The sequence below is a fragment of the Oryzisolibacter propanilivorax genome, from assembly GCF_900103645.1.
Lineage (GTDB): Bacteria > Pseudomonadota > Gammaproteobacteria > Burkholderiales > Burkholderiaceae_C > Melaminivora > Melaminivora propanilivorax.
In genome coordinates this window covers 16,810-33,582 of sequence record NZ_FNHP01000008.1, presented here as the reverse complement: position 1 = coordinate 33,582, position 16,773 = coordinate 16,810, and the positions used below count along the sequence as shown (strand labels likewise).

At 68.3% G+C, this 16,773-nt stretch carries 7 protein-coding genes and 1 pseudogene; 4 read left to right on the top strand and 4 right to left on the bottom strand.

What is annotated here, in order from left to right:
- Positions 1-94: 94 nt before the first annotated feature.
- The 4 genes and pseudogenes from BLQ61_RS13025 to BLQ61_RS13010 form a co-directional block, all read right to left on the bottom strand.
- Positions 95-2,554 (bottom strand): hybrid sensor histidine kinase/response regulator, encoded by a 2,460-nt coding sequence (locus BLQ61_RS13025; RefSeq protein ID WP_091571055.1) that lies wholly within the window; start codon positions 2,552-2,554, stop codon positions 95-97.
- A 260-nt stretch (positions 2,555-2,814) separates the two neighbouring features.
- A complete protein-coding gene (locus tag BLQ61_RS13020) occupies positions 2,815-3,627 on the bottom strand; it encodes an SDR family NAD(P)-dependent oxidoreductase (RefSeq protein ID WP_091571053.1) in 813 nt (270 codons plus the stop codon).
- A 2-nt stretch (positions 3,628-3,629) separates the two neighbouring features.
- The gene (locus BLQ61_RS13015) at positions 3,630-4,388 is read right to left on the bottom strand and encodes an SDR family NAD(P)-dependent oxidoreductase (protein WP_091571050.1); all 759 of its coding nucleotides are present in this window, start codon (positions 4,386-4,388) and stop codon (positions 3,630-3,632) included.
- A gap of 512 nt (positions 4,389-4,900) precedes the next feature.
- A pseudogene (locus tag BLQ61_RS13010) lies at positions 4,901-5,377 on the bottom strand (HipA domain-containing protein); the annotation flags it as partial.
- Positions 5,378-5,930: 553 nt separating this feature from the next.
- Here BLQ61_RS13010 and BLQ61_RS13005 point away from each other — a divergent pair.
- From BLQ61_RS13005 to BLQ61_RS12990, 4 genes are all read left to right on the top strand, one after another.
- Entirely contained in the window at positions 5,931-14,471 is an 8,541-nt protein-coding gene (locus BLQ61_RS13005) for a glycoside hydrolase family 94 protein (RefSeq protein ID WP_091571047.1), read from the top strand.
- A gap of 61 nt (positions 14,472-14,532) precedes the next feature.
- Entirely contained in the window at positions 14,533-15,663 is a 1,131-nt protein-coding gene (locus BLQ61_RS13000; RefSeq protein ID WP_175488298.1) for a sensor histidine kinase, read from the top strand.
- Between the two features lie 220 nt (positions 15,664-15,883).
- Positions 15,884-16,180, top strand: coding sequence for a CopG family transcriptional regulator (locus BLQ61_RS12995; RefSeq protein ID WP_175488291.1), 297 nt, complete (start codon positions 15,884-15,886; stop codon positions 16,178-16,180).
- Positions 16,181-16,273: 93 nt separating this feature from the next.
- Positions 16,274-16,657 (top strand): CE1 family esterase, encoded by a 384-nt coding sequence (locus BLQ61_RS12990; RefSeq protein ID WP_091571045.1) that lies wholly within the window; start codon positions 16,274-16,276, stop codon positions 16,655-16,657.
- The last annotated feature ends 116 nt before the right edge of the window (positions 16,658-16,773 follow it).

Sequence of the window (16,773 nt, the reverse complement as noted above, 5' to 3'; positions counted from 1 at the left end):
CGCGCCGCCGACCGGCGCGCCAGACAACATCCACATCCGTGCGCCGTCCCCACCTGCCCGCGCCCTGCCCGCTGGTGCGGCGCGCGGTGCCCGATCAAGGCGCGGGCACGGCCTGCGGCTGTGGTTCCAGGATGCGCATCAGGTCGTCCAGCTCCAGCGGCTTGACCAGGTGGTGGTCGATGCCGGCCTGGCGCGAGCGTTCCAGGTCCTCGTCGCGGCCCCAGCCGGTGACGGCCACCAGCATCGGCCGCGCACTGCCGAAGCGCGTGTGGATGCGGCGCGCGAACTCCAGCCCGCCCATGACCGGCATGCCGATGTCCAGGAACACCAGCTCGGGCCGCAGCTCGGCGATCGCCTCTAGCCCGCTGGCGCCGCTGTAGACCGCGTGCGCCTGCATGCCCAGCGTTTCCAGCAGCATGCGCAGGCCTTCGGCGGCGTCCACGTTGTCGTCCACCACCAGCACGCACCGGGGACGTGATTCCGGCGCCTGCGGGGCATCGCCATCGGCGCCGGCCGCGGGCTGGGCCGGCCTGTCCTGCAGCAGCGGCAGGCTGACGGTGAAGGTGCAGCCCAGGCCCAGTCCCTCGCTGCTGGCGTGGATGCTCCCGCCGTGCAGCTCGACCAGGCTGCGCACCAGCGTCAGGCCGATGCCCAGGCCGCCGCGCGCGCGCATGCCGGGCTGGCCGGCCTGCACGAACATCTGGAACACGTCCTCCAGCATCTCCGGCGCCAGCCCGATGCCGTTGTCCTGCACTGACACCAGCGCCTGCCCACCCTCGGCCCGCGCCGCCAACACGATCTCGCCCCCTTCGTCGGTGTACTTGGCGGCGTTGTTCAGCAGGTTGGCGAAGACCTGCGACAGCCGAACCGCGTCAGCGTCCACGCGCAGCGGCGCGCGCGGCAGGTGTAGCTGCAGGCGATGGCGCATGGCGTCGATCTGCGGCGTGCTGGTCTCGACCGCGCTGGCCAGCACCGAGGCCAGGTCGACCGGCGCACGCCGCAGCTCGACCTTGCCGCGCGAGATGCGCGAGACCTCCAGCAAGTCGTCCACCAGCCGCACCATGTGGTCCACCTGGCGCTGCAACGAGGCCAGCACCTGCCCCGTCTTGCCGGCGTCGGCGCGGCCCATCTGCAGGATGTGCAGGCCGGTGCGGATCGGCGCCATGGGGTTGCGCAGCTCGTGCGCCAGCGTCGCCAGGAACTCGTCCTTGCGCCGGTCGGCCAGGCGCTGCGCCTGCTCGTGCGCGCGGCGCGCCGAGATGTCGTTGAACAGCACCGCCACTTCGCGCGCCTCGGGCAGGCCCAGGCGAAAGGCAAACACGTCGAAGTGGCGGCCCAGCTCGCGTGAATACTGCTCGAAACGGATCGGCTCGCCGGTCAACGCCACGCGGCCAAAGATATCGAACCAGATCTGCTCCGGCTCGGCCATGCAGTCGCGCGCGTGGCGGCCGACCACGTCCTGCAGCCCGGTGTGCTGCACGAATGCGGGGTTGACCTCCAAGAAGACATAGTCCGTGGGGTGGTCCTGCGGATCGAGCTCTACCCGGATCACGGCATAGCCCTGGTCGATGGAATTAAACAGGTCGCTGTAGCGCTGCTCGCTCAGGTTCACCGCGTCGCGCGCCAAGCGGCGTTGGGTCACATCGCTGGCGGTGCCGAACCACTCGGTCACCCGACCCTGGGCATCCAGGAGCGGCAGCGCGCGCGAATGCGTCCAGCCGATGCTGCCGTCGATGCGCTGCACGCGGTGCTCCAGCTCGAACACGCCTTGGCTGGCCATGGCTTGGTCAATAGCGGCGCGCACCGCGGGCTGGTCCTCGCGCGGGATGTACTGGTCGAACCAGCCCTGGTTGGGTGTCACGCTGTCGCGCACGAGCTCGCGGCTCTGCAGGTGGAGCAGCACGCTCCAGTCCGCGTTCATGCTGTAGACCACGTCGCAGGTGGCGCTGGTGAAGGCGCGAAAGCGCGCCTCGCTTTCCTGGATCAGTGCCTCGGCACGCTTGCGCTCCAGATAGTCGGTGGCCTGGCGCACCAGCAGCTGCAGCACCCGGGACGGCGGCCCGTCGACCGCAAGCGGCGCACGCGAGCAGGTCAGCAGTACGCCCAGCAGTCCGTCGGCATGCGCCACCAGCGGGTGGACGACGCACGCGCGCATGCCGGCTGCGCGCATCTGCCGCACGAAGTCCTGCGACCAGGGCACGGTTGTGCCGTCATCGGCCACGGCGCTGGCATCAGATTGCAGGTCGCGCGTGCACAGTGCGCCGCCTTGGCGCAGCGCGGCGGCCATGGCGGACGATTCCCACTCGCGGCGCAGTGCGCTGGCGTCGAGATCCCCAAACATCTGCTGGCAGCACAGCGTGTCGGGCGGGCCGGTGCGCGGGTCCAGCGTCTGCAGCAAGCCGCCGTCGCTGCCCGACAGGCGCACGGCGGCGTCCAGCAGCTTGTCCAGGCAGATGGCGAACGGGTTATCCACGCGCGCACACAGCGTGCCCACCTCGTACAGCAGCGCCACTGCCTCGTTGTCATCGTGTTGTCGCGGCGTTTGCCCAGCCATGGATATTCCCTGTGCACTATGTCCCGGCAATCCTCCGACACCCTGCAGGCGTGCGGATCTGCCAGCGCACTATGGTGTCCAGTGTGGCGCCGATAGGCTGTAGGCAGAAGGCGCGCCCGGGGCGCCGCACTGCATACCGCCCGGCACTGGCGCGCAACTCCGGTCAGGCAGCAACAGCGGACGGCGGGCTACGCAAGTGCGGCGGCTGCGCCGTGGCGTGGACCGCCGGCCAGGCAGGCGGATAGGTGGGCATGGCGGCGTCAGGCCTGCAGGGTACTGGTCGGCGCAGTCGCCGCCCCCGGCAGGGCGTCGTAGTAAAAGCCCGCAGCCGCGCCACCGTCCACCGCCAGCTCGCTGCCGTTGCAGTAGCTGGCGGCATCGCTGGCCAGGAACAGCGTGGCGCGCGCCACTTCTTCCGGTGCGCCGATGCGCTGCAGCGGTACGTGGCGGTAGTGCCCGGCCAGCGCATCGCGTGGCAAGCCGCCGGGATTGGCCATCTGCGTGTCCACGCCACCCGGATGCACCGAGTTCACGCGGATGCCGTGCGGGCCCAGCTCCAGCGCCGCCACCTTGGTCAGGCCGCGCACGCCCCACTTGCTGGACACGTACGCGCCCAGCCCGTTGGCGCCGCGCAGGCCATCGACCGAGGAGATGTTGACGATGGCGCCGCGCCCCTGGCGGCGCATCGCCGGCGTCACTGCCTGGATGCCGAGGAACGGCCCCACCAAGTTAACCGACAGCGCCCGCTCGAACTGCGCCAGCGGCATCTGCTCCAGCGTGCCCACCGGCATCACCCCAGCGTTGTTCACCAGCACGTCGATGCGGCCCAGGCGCCGCAGCGTGGCCTCGGCCAGCGCCTGCCAGCTGGACTCGCTCGCAACGTCGTGCCGGTGGAAGCGGGCGGCGTCGCCCAGCTCTGCGGCCAGTGCCAGGCCTTCGGCCTGCAGCAGGTCGGCGATGACCACCTGCGCCCCGGCCTCGACGAAGCGGCGCACGGTGTGCGCCCCCATGCCGCGCGCGCCGCCCGTGATGACCGCGACGCGGCCCGTCATGTCGTGTGTTGCACTGTCCATGGTCAGCCCCAGTAAGCTTGGCCGCCGTCCAGCGGGATGGTGGCGCCGTTCAGGTAGCGCGCGTTGTCGCTGACCAGGAAGGCCACGGTGCGGCCAATGTCGTTCTCGCAGTCGCCCACGCGGCGCAGGGGGATGGTGTTGAGGAAAGCCTGGGCCTCGGCCGGGCGCGCCTCGATCCAGCCCTGCATGCCGGGCGACATGGCGTGCGGCGCGATGACGTTGGTGCGGATGCCGTCGGCGCCCCACTCGCAGGCGGCGCCCCGGCTCAGGGCGCGGATGGCTTCCTTGACCGCGGCGTAGTGGCCATAGCCGCTCGCGTCCCAGCGCACCGCGGCTGACGACGCCAGGTTGATGATGGCGCCGTCGCCCTTGAGGTGCGGATGGCAGGCGCGCATGAAGCGCACGGTGGCCAGCGGCCCGGAATCGATGCCCTGCATGAAGGCCTCGTCGCTGACCTGCAGGAGGGTGCCGATGGGCACGATCTGCGCGTTGTTCACCAGGATCTGCACGCCGCCAAGGGCCTCGACCACCTGCACCACGCAGCGCTCGATGTCGGCTGCCCGCGTCACGTCACACTGCACGGCCAGCGCCGTGCCGCCGCGGCGCTCGATCTCGGCGCAGGTGTCCTGCAGCTTGGCCAGCGTGCGGCCGACCACGGCCACCCTGGCGCCCTCGGCCGCCAGCGCGTAGGCAATGCCCTGCCCCACGCCCTGGCCGGCACCGGTCACCAGCGCCACCTTGCCTTGCAGCATTCCCGTCATCTCATTTCCTCGCGTCAGTCCTGGCGGGAACGGCGCCCCGCCACATGCCGCGGCGGCAGGCGCGGCACAAAGCCGGCACTGCCCATACCGCAGCCCGAGCGCGGGATTCAAGCAGTGCACCGGGGCTGGAACATCATGCAAACGGACCATGCGTACTGGAGACCTGCCGACGTGCGGCAACGCAGACGCCGCACCCGGCCGGGCAACGCCAGCGGGCGCAAAAAAGCCCGCGTGGCGCGGGCTTGGTCCAGGGCGCTGACACGGCCGTGCGTGACGACCGGCCGCTCACTCCCACTCGATCATCAACAGGTCTCGCAAGCCCGCGTGGTTAAAGGGATTTGCGATGATCGTCGTAAGTTTTACCGTCGGCATTTACCGTCAAAAAAGCTCGCTTAATGCTGGCGCGGGTTATGGAGCGATTTGCGCGGCGTCGACACTTTCGGCCTTATCGTCGATCAGATTGCATCTTAGCGCGCTCGAACTTGCCCTGGAACGCCCTGCTCTTCGCCTGCTTACGGTGGCATCCCACTGAGTGTTCTGGCCGCCTGCTCAAGCCCGCCTACGATGGCATCGCGGACACGCGGTGAGAAGTCTTGTGGCAATTCCGCTTGCACTTCGGCAATGGCCGCTGGCGTACGAGCCAGGAGTTCTTCGATGATCGGCTCGACGGTCGATGCGTACCCAACTTTCTGCGCGGTGCTGTTGAAGTGCCTGCGCTGGATGCTGTGCATCTCGTAGTGCCGGTTCTTGCCGAGCAGGGCCATGGCCAGCTTGATTTCATACGGCGACCACTGGTTGGGGCCATCGCCCAACACCGGGTAGACCGACATCACGTCATACAGCGGGGTCAACTGAAAACGGCCGCGTGGCAGAAGCTGAATGCTGAAGTTCTTGGCATGGCCGTCGGGCGCTCGCAGCAACCAGAACAGCACCTGCGCCGCCATCAGCGCCTTCATGTCGGCCTCGGCATTCACTGATTGCCGCAGCGTGCCAGCGTGCCGCCTACCGATCAGGCTGAGTGGGACCTTGAACGACCTCTCCCGCCCTGAGGCAATCTACGCAACTCCCGCCGAGGAGGACGGCAAGCTTGGTTCAAGCGAGGAAAGGGCCTTGAAATGTAGTCGCATGCCACTATCTATAGTCGTTACCGAATGGGCGGCCCCTTCGCTTCCCGCTGATTGACGCCAGCGTCCTGCAGAACCCTTCCCTTCCTGACGCACACGCCAGCCATTACATCCAGTGGTTGAGCATTTCGCCCGCAATAGCGGGCTGACATTCAAGAGCAGGAGCACTCCATGGCAGGAAAAGAGCGAAAGCGCGGCAACCGGGAACTAAAAAAACCTAAAAAGAAACCGGCGCCGGCAGCCCCGGCCTCCCCGGTACTGGCCAGGGCCGCAGCGACACCCGTGCAGACTTCCAAGAAGTCTTGACAGGCGCACTGGTTCACATCGCCCAGCCGCTTCCACAAGGGCCATCTTGCCCATCTTCTGCTCGGCGGGGTGATCGGGGCCTCCCGTGCCCGTGGCGCCCTGAAAGGCGCCCATGCATCCAGTTATTCATTTAGCGTTCCGGCGCGCTATCCCAGGTCCTTGGGCCGATACCGCACCTCTGCGTGAGGAACTATTCGGCATCGAGCGCCTGGAACAGCACGCGCGCAGCCTCGCCGCGGCCCAGCGGGTCAGCGCCAGCCCGCCCCGGGTGCCTTCGCTGCACAGCCGGCTGCGCTGCAACGCCGCCGAGCTGCTGCTGGCCTACCGTGCGGGTGCTGCGGAAGTGGCTGCGGGCCGCCGCGTGGTTCCGGCCGCCGAGTGGCTGCTGGACAACTACCACGTGGTCGAGGCGCAAGTGCGCGAGATCCGCACCGACCTGCCACCGGGCTACTACCACCAGTTGCCCAAGCTGGCAGACGGTCCGCTGGCGGGCTATCCACGCGTCTTCGGACTCGCCTGGGCCTTCGTCGCCCATACCGACAGCCACTTCGACCCCGCCATCCTACGCCGCTTCATCGCGGCCTATCAGGAAGTCCAGCCGCTGGACATCAGCGAACTCTGGGCCGTAGCGATCACTCTGCGCATCGTACTGATAGAGAACCTGCGCCGGCTGGCCGACCAGATCACGGCTGGACGCGCCGCGCGCGCCGACGCGCAACGCCTCGCCGACCGTCTGCTCGAGCCAGGCGGCGCGTATGCAGCGCTGGACCGGGACATTGCAACGCGGGCGAGCGGCCCGATATCCGAACTGTTCGCCGCGCAGCTCGCCAAGCGCTTGCGCGACCAGGATCCGCGCACCACGCCGGCTCTGCAATGGCTGGACGAGCGGCTGCGCAACCAGGGTACGGATGCGGACCAGGCCATCCTGCATGCACAACAGCGCCAGGGCGCCTCCAACGTCTCGGTACGCAACGTCATCACCAGCATGCGCCTAATGTCGGACATCGACTGGGCTGATCTGTTCGAGAGCAACAGTCTCGTTGATGCGCGCCTGCGGGCCGTCAGCGCCTTCGCAGAGATGGATTTTCCGACACGCAACCGCTACCGCGCCGCGATCGAGCAACTGGCACGAGGTTCACCCCTGTCCGAACTCGCGATTGCTGAGCGGGCGTTGGCACTGGCGGCTTCGCAAAAGACGTCCGAGCTTCGCGTCCATGACGCCAGCATGACAGATCCCGGCCATTACCTGATCGCCGAGGGGCGCGGCGAATTGGAGCAGGCCATTGGATTCAGGCCGCCGCTGGCCATGCGCATCGACCGCTTCAACATCCGCCTCGGGCTTGGCGGCTACGCAGCCGCCATCCTCGCGCTGGCAGCGATGCTGCTGGGCCTGGCGTTCTGGGCCGTCTTCGCCACAGGTGCCTCGGCGGCAGCTCCCGCCGGGCTGCTGGCGGCGCTTGCGCTGGCCGCATTCCTGCCCGCCACCGAGGTGGCTACAGCCTTCGTCCAGCGAGCAATCGCCGCGCGCGCTGGCCCCGTGGGACTCCCTGCCCTGGCGTTGGTCGACGGGGTTCCTGCCAACCTGCGCACACTGGTCGTCGTGCCCACGCTGCTGTCCAGCGAGGCGGAGCTGCGCAGCCACATCGAGAGCCTTGAGGTCCACCATCTGGCCGGCGCAAGTGGCGACCTGTCTTTTGCCCTGCTGTCGGACGGCCTCGATGCGGACACGGAGGTGCAGGACGGAGACGCCCACCTGATCGGCATCGCGCAGAAGGCCATCGCCATCTTGAACCAACGGCACGGCCCTGCCCCGGGCGGCAAACGCTTCTACCTGTTGCACCGACGGCGCCAGTTCAACGCCAGCGAGAGCTGCTGGATGGGCTGGGAGCGCAAGCGCGGCAAGCTACACGAACTCAACCGGCTGCTGCGCGGCGCCACCGACACCAGCTTCATGCCACTCGATGGCGGCGCGCAGCCCGACATCCTGGCCGGCGTGCGCTATGTCATCACGCTGGATGCCGACACCCGGCTGCCGCGCGACGCGGCGCTGCGCCTGATCGGCAAGATGGCCCACCCCTTGAACCGCGTCCGTTGGAACGATGCCGAACAGCGCGTGGTGGGCGGCCACGCCATCCTGCAGCCACGCGTAACGCCGGCGCTGCCGTTGGGCCGCGATGGTTCGCTCTACCAGCGGCTGTCGTCCGGCGCGGGCGGCATGGACCCCTACGCATCCGCAGTGTCCGACGTCTACCAGGACCTGTTCGGCGAAGGCTCCTACACCGGCAAGGGCATCTACGACGTCGATGCCTTCGAGGCCGCACTAGCCGAGCGCATTCCCGAGAACACAATGCTCAGTCACGACCTGTTCGAGGGCGTGTTCGCGCGCGCGGGACTCGCGTCGGACGTCGAGGTGGTCGAGGAATTCCCGGCCCGTTACGACGTCGCCGCACGACGCCAACACCGCTGGACGCGTGGCGACTGGCAGCTCCTGCCCTGGGTGCTTGGACGGAGACACTCGGGTGCAGCCGTGCCGCCGGTGGGCCGCTGGAAGATGATCGACAATCTGCGGCGGTCCCTACTCGCGCCAACGAGCCTGCTGGCCCTCGCGCTGTGCGCCTGGCTGCCCTGGCCTCAGTCACTGCAGGCTATGGGGCTACTGGTGCTGGCCCTGTCCGTGCCAGCCTTCCTGCCCAGCCTCGCGGGGCTGGGGCCGCCACGCACGGGCATCCGGCTGAGCAGCCACCTGCGCCTACTGGCCACCGACCTGCGGATGGCCGCATTGCAGGCGGGCTGGGCACTGGCCCTGCTACCGGACCAGGCCTGGCGCGCGCTGGACGCCATCATCCGCACCCTGATCAGGCTGTACGCGACCCACCGGCACCTGCTGGAATGGACAACCGCCGCCCAGTCCGCCGCTCGCCCGCGGCCCGGCGTAGCGGGCTTCTATGGGCAGATGGCCGGCGGCGTACTGCTGGCCGTGGCATTGGCCGTGAGTGTTGGCGTGTTCTCGCCCGCGGCGTGGCCCGTGGCGTTGTTCCTGCTGGCGCTCTGGCTCGCGGCGCCGGCCCTGGCCTGGCGCGCCAGCCGTCGCCCACCGCTCGTACCGTCCGGCGCGCCCCAACTCGCCGATGCCCTAGCCCTGCGGCGCACGGCGCGCCGCACTTGGCGCTTCTTCGAGACCTTCGTGACGCCAGCCGAGCACATGCTGCCACCGGACAACTTTCAGGAAGGCCCGCAGCCGGTGGTTGCGCACCGTACTTCACCCACCAACGTCGGCCTGTACCTGCTGTCGGCGGTGGCCGCCCGCGACTTCGGCTGGGCTGGCGCACTGCAGACCTGCGAGCGCCTAGAAGCGACTTTCGCCACCCTGCAGACACTCGAACGGTTCCGTGGCCATTTCTACAACTGGTACGACACGCGTACGGCCCGGGTGCTAGCACCGGCCTATGTGTCGTCGGTGGACAGCGGCAACTTGGCGGGCCACCTGATCGCGCTGGCCAACGCCTGCGAGGAATGGGAGGGCGCGCCGCTGCCGGCCGACTGGGCGGATGGTGTGGGCGATGCACTCGCGCTGGCCCGCGAGTCGGCGTCTGCCAAACCCGCGGCCCAGGGGCCGCAGGGCCAGCGGCTGCGGGCCATCCTCGATGACATCGACGCCGGGCTACAGAGTCCTGCCGGCCTGTTGCTGCCGGTACTCCAGCGTTTGGCCAACAAGGCAGCAGAAGAAGCGCGTGGGCTGGTTTCGGCAGTGCATGCGGAGGGCGACGACCTTCTATTCTGGATCGATACGCTGCGCGGGCGGATCAAGCAGCAGGCGCGCGACGCCGCGTCACTCGCCGCCGCGGCGCATGGCCTCGATGCCCGCTGGCAAGCCCTGGCGCAACAGGCCCGCACGCTGGCGCTCGACATGGACTTCGCCTTCCTGCTGGACCCCGAGCGCAAGCTGCTGTCCATCGGTTATGCCGCGGTGGAGAACGTACTCGACGCCAACTGCTACGACCTGCTGGCATCCGAGGCGCGGCTGGCCAGCCTGTTCGCGATCGCCAAGGGCGATGCGCCCACGCGTCACTGGTTCCGCCTGGGTCGCACCGCCATCCCCGTGGGCCGCGGATCGGCCCTGGTGTCCTGGTCCGGATCGATGTTTGAATACCTGATGCCCTCGCTGGTGATGCGTGCGCCGGCCGGCAGCCTGCTGGAGCAGACCAACCGCCTGATCGTGCAGCGCCAGGTGGCCTACGGCCGGCAGATGGGCGTGCCATGGGGCATCTCCGAATCGGCCTACAACGCCCGCGACCTGGAATTCACCTACCAGTACTCCAACTTCGGCGTGCCGGGCTTGGGCCTCAAGCGCGGCCTGGCCGAGGACCTGGTGATCGCGCCCTACGCCACAGGTCTAGCCAGCATGGTCGATGCACCGCTCGCGCAGCGCAACTTCGAGCGCCTGCAGGCGCTGGGCGCGCTTGGGCGCCATGGCTTCTACGAGGCACTGGACTTCACGCGCGCCCGGCTGCCCAGCGGATCACAGGTCGCCATCGTGCGCAACTTCATGGCGCACCACCAGGGCATGACGCTGGTCGCCATCGCCAACACGCTGCAGGGCGCGCGCATGCGAGAACGCTTCCATCGTGAGCCGATGATCCAGGCCTGCGAACTGCTGCTGCAGGAGCGCATGCCGCGCCTCGTCGCCGTGGCGCACGCGCGCGCCGAGGAAGTGCCATCCGGCGCGTCCGAGCCGCATGGCGACCTGAACGCGGTGCGGCGCATAAGCATGTCGACCATGGCCGCACCCGCCACGCACCTGCTGTCCAACGGGCGCTACGCCGTCATGCTGACCGCGGCGGGCACGGGCTACAGCCGCTGGCGCGACCTGGCCGTGACCCGCTGGCGCGAAGACGCGACCCGCGACGACTGGGGCGCCTACGTCTACCTGCGAGACACGGACAGCGGCCGGGTCTGGTCCGCCGCGGCACAGCCCCTGGGCGTGGCGACCGACAGCCATGAAGTGGTCTTCGCCGAGGATCACGCCGCCTTCACGCGGCACGACGGCAGCCTGACGACCACGATGGAGGTGGTGGTGTCGGCCGAAGCCGACGGCGAGGTCCGCCGCGTCACAGTCGCCAACACCGGCCGCAAGGCGCGCGAGGTCGAACTCACCTCCTACGCTGAGGTGGTGCTGGCGCCGCCCGCGGCCGATGATGCCCATCCGGCCTTCGCCAAGATGTTCGTGCAGACCGAATACCTGCCCGAGTTCGGCGCCGTGATCGCCACGCGCCGCCCGCGCACGCCCAACGAGCCGCCGGTGTGGGCGGCGCATTTCGCGGTCGTCGAAGGCATCGCCACGGCGCCTGTGCAGTACGAATCCGACCGAGAACGTTTCCTGGGCCGCGGACGCACGGCGGCCACGGCGCAGGCCATGGGAGACGGCGCCGCGCTGTCCGGCACGGCCGGCACGGTGCTGGACCCAGTCTTCTCGGTGCGCCACCGCGTGCGCATCGCCCCGGGCCAGATGGCGCGGCTGGCCTTCTGGACGCTGGTGGCCGCCACGCGCGAGGCGCTGCTCGACCTGGTGGACCAGCACCACGACCGCAGCGCCTTCGAGCGCGCCCGCACTTTGGCCTGGACCCAGGCTCAGGTGCAGTTGCGGCACATCGGCATCGAGGCCGACGAAGCGGCGGACTTCCAGCGGCTGGCGGCGCCGATCCTCTACGCGGGTGCGCGCTTACGCGCGCCGGCCGAGGCGATCGCGCGCGGCGCCGGCCCGCAGTCGGACCTGTGGCGGCACGCGGTCTCGGGCGACCTGCCGATCGTGCTGCTGCGCATCGACGAAATCGAGGACATCGCCCAGGTGCGCCAACTGCTGCGCGCGCACGAATACTGGCGCATGAAGGGGCTGAGCGTCGACCTGGTGATCGTCAACGAGCGCGCCTCGTCCTATGTGCAGGACCTGCAGACCGCCATCGAGACCGCCGTGCGCCGCAGCCAGTCACGCCCCCGCCTCGACGGTGAGGCGATGGCCCGGGGTGTGGTCCATACGCTGCGCGCAGACTTGATGGAGGCGTCGGCCCGCGGCCTGCTACAGTCAGCAGCCCGCGTGGTGCTGCTGGCGCGTCGGGGCGACATCGCCCGGCAAATCGCGCGACTGCCCGAGGCGACGCTCACCGCGAGCTCTGCGCTCAAATCGGCCGCGCAGCTGCCATCCTCCGCCCTGCCTAGGCAGGCGCAGGGCCCGAACACAGCGCGGCTGGAGTTCTTCAACGGACTCGGCGGCTTCGACCTCGACGGCCGCGAATACGTGACCGTACTCGCCGACGGTCAGACCACGCCCGCACCCTGGATCAACGTCATCGCCAACCCGGGCTTCGGCTTCCAGGTCTCGGCCGACGGCAGCGCCAGCACCTGGGCCGGCAACAGCCGGGAGAACCAACTCACCCCATGGTCCAACGATCCGGTGACCGATCCCACCGGCGAGGCCTTCTTCGTGCGCGACGAGGCGAGCGGCCAGCTCTGGAGCCCTACGGCGCAGCCGATCCGCGACGGCGGCATCTATGTTGCGCGCCACGGCCATGGCTACAGTCGCTTCACGCACGAGGCGCATGGTATCGCGCTGGAACTACTGCAATTCGTACCGCTGGAAGACCCTGTCAAGGTGTCGCGCCTCACCTTGCGCAACCGCGGCGCACAGACGCGGCGCCTGTCAGTCACGGCCTATGCAGAATGGGTGCTGGGCGCCTCGCGGGCCGCCTGCGCGCCTTTCATCCTGACCGAGGCCGATGCGGCCAGTGGCGTGCTGCTGGCGCGCAACCCCTGGAGCACAGCCTTCCCGGGCCGCGTTGCCTTTGCCGACCTCGCGGGCCGGCAGAGCGCCTGGACCGCCGACCGCACGGAATTCCTGGGCTGTTACGGCAGCCTGGCGGCACCGGCGGCATTGCGGAGCCTGGCAACCCTGTCCGGCGCGGTGGGCCCAGGCCTGGACCCCTGCGCTGCGCTGCAGTGCAGCCTGGTGCTGCGTCCCGGCGAATCAGTGGACGTGATCGCCCTGCTCGGGCAATGCGGCAACGCGCAGGAGAGCGTGGCGCTGGCGGCGCGCTGGCGAGAGGCCAACCTGGACGCCGAACTGCGGCGGGTGCGAGACCATTGGGATGCCCTGCTGGGCGCCGTGCAGGTGCGCACGCCCGACCGCGCGATGGACATCCTGCTCAATGGCTGGCTGCTCTACCAGACACTGGTCTGCCGCATCTGGGCCCGCTCGGCCTTCTACCAGGCCAGCGGCGCCTACGGCTTTCGCGATCAGCTCCAAGACGGTATGGCGCTGGCCTTCGCGCGGCCCGAAGAGACGCGCCGACACCTGCTGCGCGCCGCGGGCCGCCAGTTCGTGGAGGGCGACGTGCAGCACTGGTGGCTGCCGCATTCGGGCCAAGGCGTGCGCACACGCATTTCGGACGATCGCGTCTGGCTAGCCTTCGCCGCGGCCAGCTACGTCGCCGTCTCGGGCGATGCGGCAGTGCTGGACGAATCCATCGCCTTCCTGGAAGGCCCCGTGCTGCAGGACGGCGAGCATGACGCCTTCTTCCAGCCCATGCAGGCCTGCGCCTCGGCGACGCTGTTTGAGCACTGCGCGCGCGCATTGGACCAGAGCATCGCGCTCACTGGCAAATTGGGTCTGCCGCTGATAGGGACCGGCGATTGGAACGACGGCATGAACCGCGTAGGCCAGGATGGCCGGGGGCAGAGCGTGTGGCTGGGTTGGCTGCTGGTGCGCACGCTGGCCCTCTTCGACCCGCTGGTGGAGGCGCGCGACCCCGCCCGTGCTGCACGCTGGCGCGCCCATGCCCAGGCTGTGACTGCCGCGCTGGAGCGCGAGGCCTGGGACGGTGCCTGGTACCGGCGCGCCACCTTCGACGACGGCACTTGGCTGGGCACCCGCGACAACGAGGAATGCCGCATCGATTCAATCGCCCAATCCTGGGCCGTACTGTCTGGTGCGGCCGATCCGGACCGCGCCCAGGCCGCGATGGAATCACTGCGCGCACACCTGCTGGTGCCGGATCCTGGGCTGGCGCTGCTCTTCAGCCCGCCCTTCGACCGCCCTCCCCGCGACCCCGGCTACATCGTGGGCTACCCACCAGGCCTGCGCGAAAACGGCGGCCAGTACAGCCACGCGGCCATGTGGGCCATTCTGGCGCTCACGCAATTGCGCGCCGACCCGCAGGCGGGCACGCACGCCCACGCGCTGTTCAAGCTGGTCAACCCCATCAACCATGCACGCACACCGCAAGATGCGGCGCGCTACCGCGTGGAGCCGTACGTGGTGGCGGCCGACGTGTATTCGGTGCCGCCGCACGAAGGCCGGGGCGGCTGGACCTGGTACACCGGCGCCGCCGGCTGGATGCACCGAGCTGGCATGGAAGGGATCCTGGGCATTCGCCGCGAAGGTGAAGTACTCGTCATTGATCCATGCATCCCAGCCGAATGGCCCGGTTTCGAGGCCGAGGTCGTCCTCGGCGCGACGCGCTACACCATCCAGGTCGAATCGCCGGGGATGCACTGCGCTGGTATCTCGTCGGCGGTCCTGGACGGTGTGGCGCTGGCCTTCGGCGGCGCCGTACACGTACCAGTCACCCCAGGCGACCATCTATTGGTGATCACACTGTGAAGAACGCCTTTCCGATCCAGCCGTTGGGCCATTTGTCCCCTGCAAGGAGTATTGTGTGCAGATGATGCATGAGTTCCTATCTGCGAACCGTGGCACGCTGATCGCGCGCTGCCGGGACAAGGTCGCCCTGCGATCGCCTGGGGTGGTCAAAGAAGAGCTCGCGCATGGGGTTACCGTGTTCCTGGATCAGTTGATCCAGACCCTGATGGCGGAGCGCACCGACGATCCGCAGCGCAGCCTCCAAGTCTCCGGGGTCGCAGGAGGCGTCAGCGCTGTCTCGGAAATCGGCGATTCCGCCACCCGCCACGGGCGGGAACTTATGGGACACGGCTTCACGGTCGAGGAAGTGGTACACGACTACGGCGACCTATGCCAAGCCATCTCCGACATGGCGTTCGAGACCGGAACGCCGATCGGCGTGGACGAATTCAGGACCCTGAACCGCTGCCTGGACAATGCCATCGCCAGCGCCGTCACCGAATACACCCATCAGCGCGAGATCGAGGCGACCGACCGGCACACCCAGGCGCTCAACGAGCGTCTGGGCATTTTCGCGCACGAATTACGCAACATGCTGTTTGCCGCCAAGCTGGCGCAACGGGCGATCAAGGCAGGAGACGTGGGAGCCAATGGCGCAACAGCTGGCGTGCTCGACCGCGCGCTGGCAGGAATGAGCAAGCTGATCGATCGGTCGCTGGCTGAGGTGCGCATTACCGCCGGCATGCCCGCGCAGCGGCAACGGTTTTCCCTGGCCGAGTTCATCGCGGAAATCAAGCTCTCCGCCACGATGGAGGCGCAGAGCCGGGGTTGCTTGTTCAGCGCCCCGGCCGTGGACCCGTCGCTGGCTCTGGACGCCGACCGGGACCTGATGCTCGCAGCCGTGGGCAACCTGTTGCAGAACGCGTTCAAGTTTTCGCGCGCTGACGGCGGCGTGGCCAGCCTGCAGGCCAGCGCCAAGGGCGAGCACATCCTAATCGACGTGCAGGACAACGGCCCCGGCCTGTCGGATGCGGCGATGCAGGCGCTGTTCCAGCCGTTCACCCAGGCGGGAGACGACCGCAGCGGCATGGGCCTGGGCCTGACTATTTCTCGCCGAAGTGTGGAGCTGAACGGCGGCACCCTCGATGTGCGACGCGCACCTGATGGCGGTTGCGTGTTCACCATCGCCATGCCCGGTCACACCTTGCGCTGAACATCGGACTCCGACCATCCATTGCGCAACCTGCCTCATCGAAAGGTCGACAGACCGCGGATCGGCCTGCGGTGGCGCGAATCCGTCCGTCGCGATAGTCAACCAGACAACGCCATTTATGCTTTAAAAGGATTTCAAATGGATGCTATGAACGAGAGTTCCCACGCTCTGAACTGAAACAGTAAGGTGGCGAGACCGAAAAGATGACCGGAAAGTGGGCATGGTAGATATTGGTCACGTCGACCTGTTGGTGCAGGAAGGCTTCTACACAAACCGCTCGGATCTTGTCCGCATGGCCGTGCGCAATCAGTTGGCCCTGCACGCCAATGTCGTGAAGCAGGCGGTGGCGCGGCGCACTCTCACCGTGGGCTTGCAGCACGTAGGACGAGAGGATCTTGAACGCGCGGTGGCTACCGGTCAGCGCCTGCAGGTTCAGGTGGTCGGGCTCGCGCGCATCGCGGACAACGTCACTCCGGAGTTGGCATCCGCTGCCATCGAATCGGTGACCGTGCTGTGAGCCTTCCAGGCCGGTCCCGCCGTGCGGCGGGCCTTGGCCGAACGCATTCGCTGATCTCTTTCGACAAAACCTTTTCAGTTTGAGAAAGTACCCATGAAAAACCCCTTCCATGCACGGGCTCCCACCTATGACGCCGCCGCGATCACAGCCATCATCGTTTTTCATGGCGACCGGGACCATACGGTCCAGCACAGCAACGGAGTGCAGATCGTCGTACATGCGCGCCAGGCGCACGGAACGTCGGCCAGCAGCACACAAACCGGCGAAGCGGGGGGCGGGCGGAAATACAGCCGCACGGTCCATACCTGCGGTCAAGGCTATGCATGCATCGAGTCATGGACGCTCCATGGGGCAGGACACGCATGGTCCGGGGGCGATGGGAGCGGCACCTACACCGATGCCAGAGGCCCAGATGCCTCGGTGGAAATGGTGCGGTTCTTCTTCGACCTGCCGGCCACGGCGACGAGGCCGTACTGAGGCTGCTGCACCGGGACCGCACTCTACCCAAGGCCCGCGGTGGAGCGCTCCCGACACCGACCGCGTGAGTCAATAGCTCCGATAAAAGCCCGTGCGCGCATGGATGGATGGCATGA